The organism is Acinetobacter sp. WCHA39 (genome assembly GCF_002165385.1).
Taxonomy (GTDB): domain Bacteria; phylum Pseudomonadota; class Gammaproteobacteria; order Pseudomonadales; family Moraxellaceae; genus Acinetobacter.
In genome coordinates, this window is the sequence record NZ_NHRP01000009.1 from 99,379 (window position 1) to 113,627 (window position 14,249).

General features: G+C 40.6%; 13 protein-coding genes. 11 read left to right on the forward strand and 2 right to left on the reverse strand.

Translation table 11 applies throughout. The annotated features are described in order from the left end of the window. Positions 1–89 precede the first annotated feature (89 nt). The 6 genes from argA to CDG56_RS06600 all read left to right on the forward strand — a co-directional run bounded on the left by argA (position 90) and on the right by CDG56_RS06600 (position 6,539). Positions 90–1,445, forward strand: coding sequence for an amino-acid N-acetyltransferase (gene argA, locus CDG56_RS06575; RefSeq protein WP_087544563.1), 1,356 nt, complete (start codon positions 90–92; stop codon positions 1,443–1,445). 310 nt (positions 1,446–1,755) lie between these two features. Next, complete coding sequence (locus CDG56_RS06580; protein ID WP_087547330.1) at positions 1,756–2,748, forward strand: sulfonate ABC transporter substrate-binding protein; 993 nt, start codon at positions 1,756–1,758, stop codon at positions 2,746–2,748. A gap of 141 nt (positions 2,749–2,889) precedes the next feature. Further along, complete coding sequence (ssuD, locus tag CDG56_RS06585; protein ID WP_087547331.1) at positions 2,890–4,065, forward strand: FMNH2-dependent alkanesulfonate monooxygenase; 1,176 nt, start codon at positions 2,890–2,892, stop codon at positions 4,063–4,065. Further along, positions 4,062–4,865 carry an aliphatic sulfonate ABC transporter permease SsuC gene (gene ssuC, locus CDG56_RS06590; protein ID WP_087547332.1) on the forward strand — a complete coding sequence of 268 codons (804 nt, stop codon included), beginning with the start codon at positions 4,062–4,064 and terminating at the stop codon, positions 4,863–4,865. The genes ssuD and ssuC overlap by 4 nt, the downstream gene beginning before the upstream one ends. Positions 4,866–4,878: 13 nt before the next feature. Then, complete coding sequence (locus tag CDG56_RS06595; RefSeq protein WP_087547339.1) at positions 4,879–5,685, forward strand: ATP-binding cassette domain-containing protein; 807 nt, start codon at positions 4,879–4,881, stop codon at positions 5,683–5,685. Between the two features lie 242 nt (positions 5,686–5,927). Further along, positions 5,928–6,539: a TetR/AcrR family transcriptional regulator gene (locus CDG56_RS06600; RefSeq protein ID WP_004907340.1), complete on the forward strand. Its 612-nt coding sequence runs from the start codon at positions 5,928–5,930 to the stop codon at positions 6,537–6,539. A gap of 48 nt (positions 6,540–6,587) precedes the next feature. Here CDG56_RS06600 and CDG56_RS06605 read toward each other — a convergent pair whose 3' ends face one another. After that, positions 6,588–7,154: a 5'-nucleosidase gene (locus tag CDG56_RS06605; RefSeq protein WP_087547333.1), complete on the reverse strand. Its 567-nt coding sequence runs from the start codon at positions 7,152–7,154 to the stop codon at positions 6,588–6,590. 183 nt (positions 7,155–7,337) lie between these two features. On the opposite strand from CDG56_RS06605, the gene ribF reads away from it, so the two are divergent. The 5 genes from ribF to CDG56_RS06630 all read left to right on the forward strand — a co-directional run bounded on the left by ribF (position 7,338) and on the right by CDG56_RS06630 (position 12,894). Beyond that, on the forward strand, positions 7,338–8,339 hold the full coding sequence (gene ribF, locus CDG56_RS06610) for a riboflavin biosynthesis protein RibF (RefSeq protein WP_087547334.1): 1,002 nt from the start codon (positions 7,338–7,340) through the stop codon (positions 8,337–8,339). 63 nt (positions 8,340–8,402) lie between these two features. Further along, positions 8,403–11,240, forward strand: a complete 2,838-nt coding sequence (gene ileS / locus CDG56_RS06615) for an isoleucine--tRNA ligase (RefSeq protein ID WP_087547335.1) — start codon at positions 8,403–8,405, stop codon at positions 11,238–11,240. Next, a complete protein-coding gene (gene lspA, locus CDG56_RS06620; RefSeq protein ID WP_004907358.1) occupies positions 11,233–11,772 on the forward strand; it encodes a signal peptidase II in 540 nt (179 codons plus the stop codon). Before ileS ends, lspA begins: the two co-directional genes overlap by 8 nt. Then, on the forward strand, positions 11,765–12,247 hold the full coding sequence (locus CDG56_RS06625) for an FKBP-type peptidyl-prolyl cis-trans isomerase (RefSeq protein ID WP_087544412.1): 483 nt from the start codon (positions 11,765–11,767) through the stop codon (positions 12,245–12,247). Before lspA ends, CDG56_RS06625 begins: the two co-directional genes overlap by 8 nt. A gap of 104 nt (positions 12,248–12,351) precedes the next feature. Then, a complete protein-coding gene (locus CDG56_RS06630) occupies positions 12,352–12,894 on the forward strand; it encodes an NADPH-dependent FMN reductase (protein ID WP_087547336.1) in 543 nt (180 codons plus the stop codon). Positions 12,895–13,684: 790 nt separating this feature from the next. Here CDG56_RS06630 and CDG56_RS06640 read toward each other — a convergent pair. Then, positions 13,685–14,062 carry a hypothetical protein gene (locus CDG56_RS06640; protein WP_087547337.1) on the reverse strand — a complete coding sequence of 126 codons (378 nt, stop codon included), beginning with the start codon at positions 14,060–14,062 and terminating at the stop codon, positions 13,685–13,687. Between the last annotated feature and the right edge of the window lie 187 nt (positions 14,063–14,249).

Genomic DNA, 14,249 nt, shown 5'->3' on the forward strand with positions numbered 1-14,249 from the left:
TACAAAGTTGAAGCGTTGTTTTATGAATAGATTTATCTTTTTATTTTTTTCGTTAGAATCAGATAAATTGATGTATATCTGAGATGAACATGGCGAACCAAATGACTGAAACTTCACATAGCACAACGCAAGATTATGTGCATTGGTTTCGCCACTCAGCACCATATATTAATGCCCATCGTGATAAAACTTTTGTGCTTATGTTTGGTGGTGAGGCCGTCTTACACCAAAACTTTCAGCATATTATTCATGATATTGCCCTATTGCATTCTTTAGGGATTCGTTTGATTTTGGTGCATGGCGCACGCCCACAAATCAATCAAAATCTACGTGAAAGCCAAATTGAAACGCCTTTTCATCAAAGTCGTCGTGTGACAACTCGTGCATCACTACGTAGTATCATGAATGCAGTTGGATCGATTCGTTTAGAAATTGAAGCTCTTCTATCAATGGGCTTAGCAAATTCACCCATGTATGGTGCCCGCATTGATGTCGTTTCGGGTAACTTTGTAACGGCTAAACCCTATGGCATTCGGGATGGAGTTGATTTTCAGCTCACAGGTGAAGTCCGTTCAATTGATACCGATGCGATTCAACGTCACTTAGATAATCATAATATTGTGTTACTAGGGCCTACAGGTTATTCAACCACTGGAGAAGTATTTAACTTATTGGCGGAAGAAGTCGCGACCAAAACAGCAACTGCATTACAAGCCGATAAATTGATTTTCTTAGGTGAAAAACAAGGATTAATGAACGAGCAACAACAATTATTACGTGAATTAAGCTCGTATCAACTTGAACCTTATATTCAACAATACCAAACACAATATCCAGAATTCGCCTTACACCTCAAACAAGCTCAACAAGCTTCATTATCTGGGGTGCACCGTGTTCACCTCATTTCATATACTTATGATGGTGCTTTGATTGAAGAACTATTTACACGCGACGGGATTGGCACTTTAATCACAGATGCCCACTATGAAGAAGTACGCATTGCCAATATTCATGATGTTGGCGGTTTAATCAACCTATTACGTCCACTCGAACAGGAAGGTATTTTAGTCTATCGTTCACGTGAACGTCTTGAAAGTGAAATAGAACAGTTCGCGGTGATTGAACGAGATGGCATGATCTTAGCCTGTGCAGCGCTCTATCCTATTCCTGCTGAATCAGGTGAAATTAAATCTGCTGAAATTGCCTGTGTCGCTGTCGATTCGAGTTATCGTAAATCGAACCGTGGTAGCCAAATTTTGCAATTTTTGGAAACCAAAGCGAAACAACAAGGTATTCAACAACTGTTTGTTCTCACAACCCGTACCGCACATTGGTTTTTAGAGCAGGGTTTCAGCCCAGCAAGTGTTGATGATTTACCGAATGCTCGACAAGCGCTGTACAATTATCAGCGTAATTCCTTAGTCTTCAAAAAAGTTTTGTTCTAATTATATTTGACCTGAAGATATCTTTATTTCTGATAAAGATATCTTTTGACTTCTTTCATTTTTATTTTTATTCAGCTCATTAGAAAAATAAGCGCACTGAATTTTTAAAAATAAAAATATAAAACAGAAACTTAAGTATTAATTAAATTTCAATGCTTATTCATCTTTTCAATAACATTATCTATTTTTCTATTTTGCACTTTTCATCATAAGCAAAGCCCAATTATTTATTTTTTATGCATTAAAAAAAGTTTTAGCTTAATTGCTCAACTTATTTAGATCTTGTAATTTTCTGGGGAGCACAATCAACATGGCTATTTTTATCAATCGCTCATGGGCAACTTCAACCATCATCGCAGCAACTATTGCTGGCGTAATGGGCGTTGCAGGTTGTGCAAAAAAACCTGAGCAGCATGCAACACCAAAACAAGAAACCACCACATTAAATATCGGCTTTCAAAAGTATGGCATTTTGCCGATTGTCAAAGCAAAAGGTGAATTAGAAAAGAATCTTGCTGCTCAGGGTGTCAATGTAAAATGGGTTGAATTTCCAGCCGGCCCCCAACTTTTAGAAGGCTTAAATGTAGGTAGTGTCGTATTTGGCGAGGCCGGTGAAGCGCCTCCGATCTTTGCTCAAGCAGCAAATCCTAACTTGGTCTATGTTGCAAATCAGCCACCAGCACCTACTGCAGAAGCCTTAATCGTTCAAAAAGATTCACCAATACAATCTGTACAAGACCTGAAAGGTAAACGTATTGCATTGAACAAAGGCTCAAACGTTCATTATCTTTTATTGAAATTACTAGAAGCCAATAATTTAACTTTAAATGATATTCAGCCTGTTTATTTACCACCATCTGATGCTCGCGCAGCATTTGAAAAAGGCGCAGTCGATGCTTGGGTGATATGGGATCCATTCTTCGCAGCAGCAGAGCATCAAATCCATGCACGTGTGATCGCAAACGGCGAGCATTTGGTCAGCAATCATCAATTCTATTTAGCTGATCGTAAGTTTGCGGAAGGACATCCCGAAGTTCTAAAAACACTGGTGACAACATTGAATCAAACTACAGATTGGGTAAAGACCCATCCTGATGATGCTGCAAAATTACTCGAAAAACCAACCGCCCTTGAACTCGATGTTTTAAAAACTTCAATTTCTCGTATGGGTTTTGGTGTTCAGCCAATTTCTGAAAAAGTTGCAAAAGAACAGCAGTACGTAGCTGATGCCTTTTTTGCTCAAAAATTAATTCCAAAGCAATTGGTCATTGCAGATGCTGTATTAAAAAACCAAGTTCAATAATTGAGAGTCTACTTTAGTTAATTTCTCATTAGTTTTGATTGTGATCAATCAAAGTGCTTTATCCCCCATGCAGATTGCAATCTAAAACACGATGCAATCTGTCTCATTCACATGATCTCATTCTTCATAAGGAATATCGACATGAATATTTTCTGGTTCATCCCCACTCATGGTGACAGCCGTTACTTAGGCACCAGCAAGGGCGCACGTCAGGTCGATCATGCTTATATGAAACAAATCGCCGTTGCTGTCGATAACCTGGGTTATGCTGGCGTATTGATTCCAACAGGTCGTTCCTGCGAAGATCCATGGATCACAGCAGCCAGCCTCATTGATGCAACCAAAGAATTAAAGTTTTTGGTGGCACTACGTCCCGGAATTACGACCCCCGCATTGGCGGCGCGTATGGCTGCTACCTTTGATCGCCTATCCAATGGTCGTATTTTGCTCAATCTTGTAACAGGCGGTGACGAGCAGGAACTCAAGGGCGATGGTCTATATGAAGATCACAGTACTCGTTATCAGACTGCCTCTGAATATGTCAAAATTTGGCGTGAGATTCTGACTCGTTCCCATACAGGCGAATCTTTTACTTTTCATGGCGAACGACTCAGTGTCGATGAAGCAAAATTACTTTATCCACCTGTGCAAAAGCCCTATCCTCCCTTATGGTTTGGTGGATCATCAACAGAAGCAACTGAACTCGCCGCTGAACAGGTTGATACTTATTTAACTTGGGGTGAACCACCTGCCGCGGTAGAAGAAAAAATTAATCATTTACGTGCTCAAGCAGCAGCCAAAGGACGTACTCTAAATTATGGTATCCGATTGCACGTGATTGTTCGTGAAACCAATGAACAAGCTTGGGCTGCCGCCGATGAACTCATTCAATATTTAGATGATGAGACTATTGCAGCAGCGCAGAAAAAATTTGCACAAATGGACTCGGTCGGGCAGCAACGCATGGCGGCTTTACACGGCGGACGCAAAGATCAATTAGAAGTCTCACCAAACTTATGGGCAGGTATCGGTTTAGTTCGTGGCGGTGCAGGTACAGCTTTAGTCGGCGATCCAAAAACTGTTGCTGCACGTATTCAAGAATATGCTGACTTGGGTATTGATACCTTTATTTTCTCTGGCTATCCACATTTGGAAGAATCGATCCGCTTTGCTGAATTAGTATTTCCACTTCTGCCACTCAAAACTCGTGAGAAACTGACACAACCACATCTCACAGGTCCTTTTGGTGAAATCATTGCCAATAACTATGTGCCTGAGGTCAAAACACCAAAAGCGTTGGTTCAGGAGGAGGCATGAGTACAACACCATTTCTAAATAATGTTTCACGTGGAACACAAAAAATAGGCAAAGGTCTCTTGCCGTGGTTGTTTCCCGTTTTATTGCTACTGATTTGGCAAGCTGCTTCAAGTTCAGGTCTATTACAAAGCCGTGTATTACCTGCTCCAACTGCTGTAGTGAGTGCTTTTTGGCACTTACTGATCAGTGGTGAACTTTGGCATCATGTCAAAGTCAGCGCAGGTCGTGCCCTGCTTGGTTTGTTGGTCGGCGGTAGTCTCGGACTGCTTTTAGGACTACTTAATGGTTCATCACGCATTGCATCGACCTTACTTGATACCACATTGCAAATGATCCGCAATATCCCTGCGCTAGCACTCATTCCGCTAGTAATTTTGTGGTTTGGTATTGATGAAACAGCCAAGCTCTTTTTAGTCGCAGTAGGTGTATTTTTCCCAATCTACATCAATACCTATCATGGAATTCGCTCGGTAGATCCTCAGTTGGTTGAAATGGGTAAAAGTTACGGACTCAATCGCTGGCAATTGTATAAAGAGATCATTCTACCCGGAGCAATGCCTTCTATTTTAGTGGGACTACGCTTTGCTTTAGGTTTGGTTTGGGTATTGCTCATCGTGGCCGAAACGATTTCCGCTCAAGCAGGTATCGGCTATATGACCATGAATGCACGTGAGTTCTTGCAAACCGATATCGTTTTGGTCGGTATTTTACTTTACGCCATACTTGGAAAATTAGCGGATGTATTGGCACGAGCACTAGAACGATATTTATTACGTTGGCATGCAGGCTATCAAAAATAAAAAGGTCAACTATATGAGTAATCTAAATTTAAATTTCTATGAAAATCCCTTGATTCAACCCATTGGTGAATCTGAAGCATCGAATACTGCAAACAATAGCAATGGTGCAAATATTCTGATTGAACAACTGTATAAGTTTTATGGTGAAGTCAAAGTGCTTGAAGACTTAGACTTAAATATTCAAGCAGGTGAATTTGTCGCCATAGTAGGTCGCAGTGGTTGTGGTAAAAGCACCCTACTCCGCTTAATCGCCCAACTTGAAAAACCAAGCTATGGCGAGATTAAATTTCAGTCCGCAAGAAACTTTCGTGAAGGCATCACAAACGATGATATTCGCGTTATGTTTCAAGATCCACGCCTACTTCCGTGGAAAAATATTTTACACAACGTACAATTAGGTTTACCAAAAGATCAACACCTACTTGCTGAAAATTTATTAGAAAAAGTAGGCTTAAAAGACAAATCCACACAGTGGCCAACTCAACTCTCTGGAGGTCAACGTCAACGTGCCGCATTAGCCAGAGCACTTTCTCATGCACCACGTATTTTATTACTGGATGAACCCTTAGGGGCGCTAGATGCTCTCACACGTTTAGAAATGCAAAGCTTGATTGAACGCCTTTGGAAAGAACAAGGTTTTACTGCAATTTTGGTCACACACGATGTGAGTGAAGCGGTACAATTGGCAGATCGAATTATTTTGCTAGATCAAGGACATATTGCACATCAATTTCAAGTGAATTTACCACGACCACGTAAGAAAACTATTGCATTTGCGCAGTTGGAACAACAAGTGTTAGATGCGGTTTTAGCAACTTAAAACCGCACCATGATCATAAATTCCACTGGATATGCATCAAAAAATGAGCTTATTCATCAGCATTTAACACTGAATTGTTTACAAAATATGTAATTCATTTTTTAGATTTCAAGTATTATCAATTAGATCGCTTCAATTCATCTTGGAACTGCGTATTTTTCGACAAAAAAACTGTGTTATTGTGCACAAATCGGACAATTTATCTTACAATGTCAATGACATTTTTTGAATCAAGCTCGCAGATGGAACAGAAAAAAAGTACACAAAAGCGCAATCAACTGCTGAATGCTGCCCTCGATGTTTTTTCCGTCTATGGATTCAGTGGAGCTAGTCTGGATGAGATTGCCCAGCTCGCAAATATGCATAAATCCAATATTTTCTATTATTATGAAAATAAAGAGTCTCTTTATGTTGAAGTGCTCACCACGGTATTACAAAAGTGGCTTGCACCCTTGCAAACGCTAGAGTCTGAGCTTGAGCCAACTGAAGCCCTCACTCACTATTTAATTCAAAAAATTGAAAGCTCGCGTGATCAACCGAAAGCCTCACGTTTATTTGCCCTTGAGATTATTCAAGGTGCGCCGCATATTTTACCGATCTTAAAAGGGCCATTAAAAAAACTGTTTAAGCGTAAAACCAAGGTGATTCAAACTTGGCAAGAGCAAGGTAAATTGTCGGCAGAGATTGACCCTGAATTGTTGATTCTCAATATCTGGGCAATCACCCAAAACTATGCTGATTTTTCGACGCAAATGGAAATGGTCACAGGTAAAACTTTGCGTAACCGTAGTATGTTTCAACGTACGGTTGAGCACACTGTGCATATGATGTTGTATGGTGTGTTGCCACGTTAAAACCAGAAAGCATTGATCAGGCCTATCTCAGCAGATAGGCTTTTTTATTTAAAAATGCGCCTGATACAACGCCAATAATTTTTGTGCGCCAAGTAGCAGATTCTCTTCCCAATCTAAATGAGCCGTATCATTGGCACCATCGGTAATATATTTGACTGAAATCAAACGCACCCCAAGCTTCTGGCACACTTTGGCGAGGGCATAGGCTTCCATGTCCACCAGATTACAGGATACTTTTGGTTGTCCTGTTTCAAAAGAGTCACCTGTACCACAGATCCCTTTAGGTAAATGTTCAAAATGCGGCTGAACATGGATTTCGGCAGGAATGTGCTCATCCATTGGGGTCACGCCCACGGCAAAACCCAGCGGTGACACATCCATGTCCCGTTGTACAAAAGTAATCACTTCAACCAAACTGTGAGCGTCAAAATGTGAACTACCTGCACTGCCTAAATTGATCAGCGTTTTGCATCCCGTCTTTTGAATCACCTCAAATGCCTTGAATGCTGCATTAATTTTGCCAATGCCACTATAGTGAACCTGAATGCCTGCCTGCTCAAACAGACCCTTTGATTCATTCGGCAATGCCATAATTAAAGCAATATCAGACTGCATCGTGATCATCCAACAATTTAAAATGCGTAGTGTAGCGAATTATCCACCAGAATAAAGCGGGCTAAGCAATCACCCTAAAAAGCCTTTCTCCGAATTTTTTACTGATGAAAAACACAACAACAAGACGAAACGCTGAGAATATGGCAATATATAGCCTTTGCAAAATCACTGTATTTAACGCCCATGAAGTTGCTTCGTCTCAACGCATTATCGCCAGATTTTCAGTTACCGCCGACTGCGGTAACGATTGGCAATTTTGATGGTGTCCATCTTGGTCATCAAGCGATGATTGCCCAACTCAAAACATTGGCAGATGCCAAAGGCTTAAAAACATTGGTGATGATTTTTGAGCCACAACCGCTTGAATTTTTTAAAGGTTATGACGCACCACCACGTATTAGCTCGCTCAGAGAAAAAGTAGAATATTTAACTGAACTCGGTGTTGATTACATTGCAGTTGCGAAGTTTGATCAATATTTTAGAAGCTTAAATGCCACTGAATTTGCCGACCTACTCAAATTAAAACTCAATGCAGAAAGCTTGGTGCTAGGCGATGATTTTCATTTTGGCAAAGACCGCCAAGGCAACAGCGAATTTTTACGCGATTATGGCTTTGACGTGACCAATTTAAATACCGTCGCTTTAAATGGTGAACGTGTCAGTTCAACCCGTATTCGTCAGGTTCTACAAGAAGGTGATCTGGCATTAGCAGCCAAACTCTTGGGCCGTCCTTATAGCATCACAGGCCGAGTGCAATATGGAGATCAGATTGGTCGCACCCTTGATTTTCCAACCATTAATGTGCGTTTAAACCGTCACAAACCTTGTTTAAACGGGATTTATGCGGTGGATGTGGTCTGTGAAAATGCATCATTAAATGCAAAAGTAAAACATTCAGATCCTACCCTCAACGGGATAACAGGCTATCAAACTGACAGTTTGTTTGGTGCAGGTCATGTCGGGACACGCCCAGCTATCAAACAAGACCAGCCAGAATGGCGATTAGAGGTACATTTCCCTGATGTTTCTGCTAATCTGTATGGCCTATTGATGCGGGTAACTTTTCTTCACTATTTACATGGCGAACTGAATTACCCTTCGCTTGAAGCACTCAAAGCTGGGATTGATGATGATGTGCAAAAACTACGAGACTATCGTAAGCGCACACCAGAATTTCCTTTTTAAATTTTAAATTTCATTTTTGTAGAACATGTCAGTTTAGACTGATAAAACTGGAAGAAAACTTGCATGAGCGATAAGCAAACTCCTGAAAATGCAGTGGATTATAAAGCCACACTCAATTTGCCTGATACTGAATTTGCGATGAAAGCAAATTTGGCTGTGCGTGAAGCTAAATGGTTAGAAGAGTGGTATGCCGACAACATTTATCAGCAGATTCGCGCATCGCGTATTGGCAAGAAAAAATATGTACTTCATGACGGCCCTCCATATGCCAATGGTCAAATCCACTTAGGTCATGCAGTCAATAAAGTTCTAAAAGACATCATCATCAAAAGCCGCGTGATGGATGGCTTTGATGCACCCTATGTTCCTGGTTGGGACTGTCACGGATTACCGATTGAGCTTAAAGTAGAAGAGAAAGTGGGTAAGGTTGGTGTCAAGGTCGACGCATCTACCTTCCGCAAAGCCTGCCGTGAATATGCTTACACACAAGTCGAGTTACAGAAAAAAGACTTCGTGCGTATGGGTGTGTTTGGTGACTGGGATAATCCATACCTCACCATGAACTTTAAACAAGAAGCTGACATCGTACGCTCTTTGGGTGCGATTGCTAAAGCGGGTCATATTGAACCAGGTTTGAAGCCTGTGAACTGGTGTTTGGACTGCGGTTCAGCACTTGCAGAAGCAGAAGTTGAATATGAAGATAAAAAATCTGATGCAATTGATGTCGGTTTCACCGTCATTGATCTTAAAGATTTAAGCGCACGTCTAAGTATTGATGTTCAAGATGTGACTGATATTGTCATTTGGACAACTACACCGTGGACTTTACCTGCCAACCAAGCTGTTGCAGTACATGCCGACATTGACTACCAACTGGTACAAGTAAGCACTGAACGAGGCTCACAAAACTTCATTCTTGCCAAAGATCTAGTTGAATCAGCAATCGAACGTTACAAGCTCGAAAATCCAGTTGTATTGGCTGATTTTAAAGGTTCAGCAATCGAGAATGTCTTATTACAACATCCTCTGATTACTGATCGCCAAGTGCCTGTTATTTTAGGTGAACACGTTATCGCAACCAGCGGTACAGGTGCAGTACATACCGCTCCTGGACACGGTGTGGACGACTATAAAGTTGGCTTACAGTACAACTTAAAAGTCGATAATCCTGTCGGTGGTAATGGCGTATATTTACCAACTGCACCGATTTTTGCGGGTGAGCACATCTACAAAGCCAATCCAAAAATTATCGAAGCTTTGGGTGCTGTCGGTCGTCTATGGGCACATCAGCCAATCAAACACAGCTATCCACATTGCTGGCGTCATAAAACACCGATTATCTTCCGTGCAACACCACAATGGTTTATCAGCATGGATGCTAAAGGTTTACGTCAGACAGCCTTGAATGCGATTGAAAATGACATCGAGTTTGTCCCAGATTGGGGTAAAAATCGTATTCAATCGATGATTGAAGGACGCCCTGACTGGTGTATCTCACGTCAACGGACTTGGGGTGTACCAATCCCATTCTTTGTACACAAAGATACCAATGCTTTGCATCCTCGTACGCCTGAATTGATCGAAGAAGTCGCTCAACTGATCGAACAAGAAGGGATTGATGGTTGGTATAACCGTGATGCAAGCGATTTTATTGGTGCGGATGCTGAACAATATAATGCAGTACGCGATACCTTAGACGTTTGGTTTGACTCTGGTACTACACATTACGCAGTATTACGTGAACGTGAAGAATTACAAGATCCAGCAGACTTATATCTTGAAGGTTCAGACCAACATCGTGGCTGGTTCCAATCGTCATTGTTAACTTCAATTGCGATTAATGAACGTGCACCGTATAAAGGTCTACTCACTCACGGTTTCGTCGTGGATGAGAAAGGTCGTAAAATGTCTAAGTCATTAGGCAACATCATCACCCCACAAGACATCATCAAAGATATGGGTGCAGATGGTTTACGTTTCTGGATTGCTTCGGCTGACTATCGATATGAAATGACAGCTGGTAAAGAAATCTTTAGCCGTGCGTCTGATGGTTATCGTCGTATCCGTAACACGTTACGTTTCTTGTTGGCAAACTTAAATGGTTTCAAGCCATCAACAGATGCTTTACCTGTAAACGAATTGATCGCATTAGACCAATACATCTTGCAACGCGCGGCTGAAGTACAAAAAACCATTCAGCAAGCCTATGAAGAGATGAACTTCCACATTGTAACTAACGCATTGACCAATTTCTGTATCAATGACTTAGGTGGTTTCTATCTCGACATCATTAAAGATCGTCAGTACACCACCAAAGCGGATTCACAAGCTCGCCGTTCAGCACAAACTGCGTTGTATCATTTAGTACAAGCTTTTGTACGCTGGATGTCACCAATCCTGAGCTTTACAGCTCAAGAAGCTTGGCCATTGATCCCAGAGCAAACTGAGAAATATGTATTTACTGCTGAATGGTATGACATCCCAACTGCATCAACAGCAAACTTGCTTTCAGAAGCAGATTGGCAAACATTGATTAGCGTAAAATCAGCAGTAAATAAACAGATTGAAGCAGCACGTAACGCTAAACTCGTTGGTAGTAACTTATCTGCAAAAGTTGAACTTTGGGCAGATGAAGCATTACAAACATTATTAAATCAGTTGGCTGATGAATTACGTTTCGTCTTGATCACGTCTCAAGTCATCGTTTACCCGTATGCTGAACAAGGTGAAAGCACTGACTTAACAGGATTACGTGTCAAAGTTTCTGCGGCTGATGGTGAAAAATGTGTACGTTGCTGGCATGTATTGCCAGACGTGAATACCCACGTTGGTCATGCTGGTTTATGCGCTCGTTGTATCGTCAATGTCACTGGTAGTGGCGAAGTGAGAAAGTATGCCTAATACACAAGCAAAAAAAGGCTTGTTCCAGTTTTATCCTCATAATCTCATGTGGCTTGGACTTTCAGTCCTTGCCATTGTGTTAGATCAATGGACAAAATGGATTGCAAGTACACACTTAAACTATGCCGATCCTGTTCCTGTATTACCTTTCCTGAATTGGACATTACTGCATAACTATGGTGCTGCATTCAGTTTTCTTTCTGATGCTGGTGGCTGGCAACGTTACTTTTTTACTTCTTTAGCAGGCTTTGTCTCGATTATCTTTATTTTTTGGTTAATGAAAATGCCAAAAAAAATGATCATCCTTCCGATGGCAATTGCATTAATTCTCGGTGGTGCTATAGGCAACCTTATAGACCGCGTCTCATTGGGTTATGTCGTTGACTTTATTCATGTCTATTATCAAGACAGTCACTTCCCTGCTTTTAATATTGCAGATAGTGCGATTACCTTAGGAACAATCCTGCTACTTATTGATACTTTCTTCCTTGAAAAGAAACGTATCCAAAATGCGGAAACAAAAAATGTCTGAAATTATCCAACCAAACGAAGAAATTCGGATTGAAGATGGTTCAAAAGTTGATTTACATTTTTCAGTATCGATCGAAAATGGTGTTGAAATTGATAATACCCGTGGTCGTGAAGAGCCTGTTAGTCTAGTCATTGGTGATGGCAACCTACTCCCAGGATTTGAAAAAGCATTATTTGGTTTACGTGCAGGCGACCGTCGTACTGTGCATTTACCCCCTGAAGATGCGTTTGGTCCTTGGAATCCTGAAAATATCCAAATCTTCGATACTGTAAAGTTTGAGCAACGTCCGATCGTTGGTCATATGATAGAATTTGAAGACAAAGCCAAAGCGACCTTGTTCGGTATCGTAAAATCCGTCAATGATGACACTACAGAAATTGATTTTAACCATCCTCTTGCTGGTAAAAATATTACCTTTGAAGTAGAAATTTTCAGAGTCACCCCGGCTGGTCAGCAAGGCATCAAATTGATGTAACAAAAAAGCTCTCAAATGAGAGCTTTTTTTTACGCTAAAGAAAAGTATAAGATCATTAAAAGTATTCATTTTTAAAATCAAAGCAATAACACAGGAATTTCAATATGCTCATTTATATTATTGTTGGTAGTGTTCGCGAAGGCCGCACGGCAATTAAAGTGGCCAATTGGGTACTACAAGCAACCACTGAACTCGCATTAAAAGATATTCAAACCGAAATCATCGATCTTAAAGAGTGGGACTTACCTTTATTTGCAGGTGCTCATCCTCCAGCTTCTGGTATTTATGATCAACCTAAACAACAGCAGTGGGCAGATAAAATTGCGCAGGCACAGGCATTTATCTTGATTAGCCCTGAATATAATCATGGCTACAGTCCAGCACTCAAGAATGCCTTGGACTATCTCGGTAAAGAATGGCAAGGCAAATCTGCTGCTTATATTGGATATGGTTCAACCAATGGCTCACGTTCAATTGATCAAATCCGTCAGGTAGGTACACAACTTGGGCTAGTTGATTCTAATGCGGTTCTTGAAATCCGAGATATTTTTAAACGAAACCAAACAGAAACTTTTGAGGCAAATGAATTTGAAATTAAGACACTCAAAGCTATCATTGAAAAGCTACAAAAATATCATGTGAGATAGATGTCAGCTTAAACCTACAATAATCAGCGTCTTTAACCAATATACTGCCATCAACTTTAGCTTTAATCTATCAATCATAGAGAGACAGGAAGTCTCATTGAGAATAATAAAACACATAGGACGTGGTCGTTAATAGGATATCAACGACATAAACTGAATATGAAGAAGCCCCGTCAGGATGATGGGGCTTCTTGTATTTTGGGCAGAAAAATATCCAAAAGACTGTCGCTGCTAATCCAGAAATCTTTGCGGAGCATCGATACCAAATTGTACACAAAGATGTAACGCTAAGTTATGTGTCTTTCACCCAACCAATACTTAGAATGTACCGACCACCTTTTAAAACCCTACTTACTGCGTGCTCCGAAATGTCAGATCTAAAATATTTGATGCGCCTATTTTCAAATATTGGTGATCTACAAATGAACTCGCCGCCGCCTTCAGAACTATATTAAGCCGATAATGTTCGCCCCGATCTACCTTGTCTACGTGAGGAGGTATTTCTTGGCCCTCGCGAAATCTTAGTATGTAGACATCGAATGGATATGGCCATAGCCCATCACCAACAAGCATCTTGTCGTAACCAGTATTCTGTCGACCTTTCTGCCACCGAAATAGCTTGGAAAAGAATTCATTCGTGTTCAATAAGGAGATCTCTCTACACATAACGTTTGGTTAAGGGGCGGGCTTTAGCCCGTCCCAGAGAGTAAAGCGAACGGTTTGAAGCATTAGTTAGACCAGCCAATTTCGGCGCTTAACAGCTATTTTAAGTTATCTCTTTATCATTTGCTCAACTTCGGCAACCAGTTCTTTTTCTTTTTTCTTTTTTCTTTAACTCATCAAGCCTTGAGGCATCGATCGGTTTTCCCGCAATATCAAAGCAGGTGTCAAAATACTGTTTGATTTTGTTATGGGTTTGCTCAGAGAAGAAAAACTCAGAGTAAAGGTGGGAGAAGTAGAATTTCTTTGTATCTTCGTAGCTAATATTTTCCTCTCGCTGGAGGATTGCATACTTAAGTACGAGAAACTCTTTATAAATTTCAATTTTATTTGTGTGAAATGCAAGATCGTTAGATCTCTTGGCTTCAAATGAAGCCCATCTCGCATAGATGGCTGCCAATAAAGCGACTAAAAATGAGAGTGTGGCAATCCAAGTTGATGTATCCATGAGTGGTCCAAAGTTGATCTAACTATAGTTATACGGCTTCTTTACCGTATAACTAAAATAAAAATGAAGCATAATATTTATAGATTCCTTCTTTTTAATTTTATAAATCTTTTCTCTGTACACGACAAAAAAAGATAACTCATTGAAATAATGGCATAATACTTGTTTTCTGACGACGAATATGATG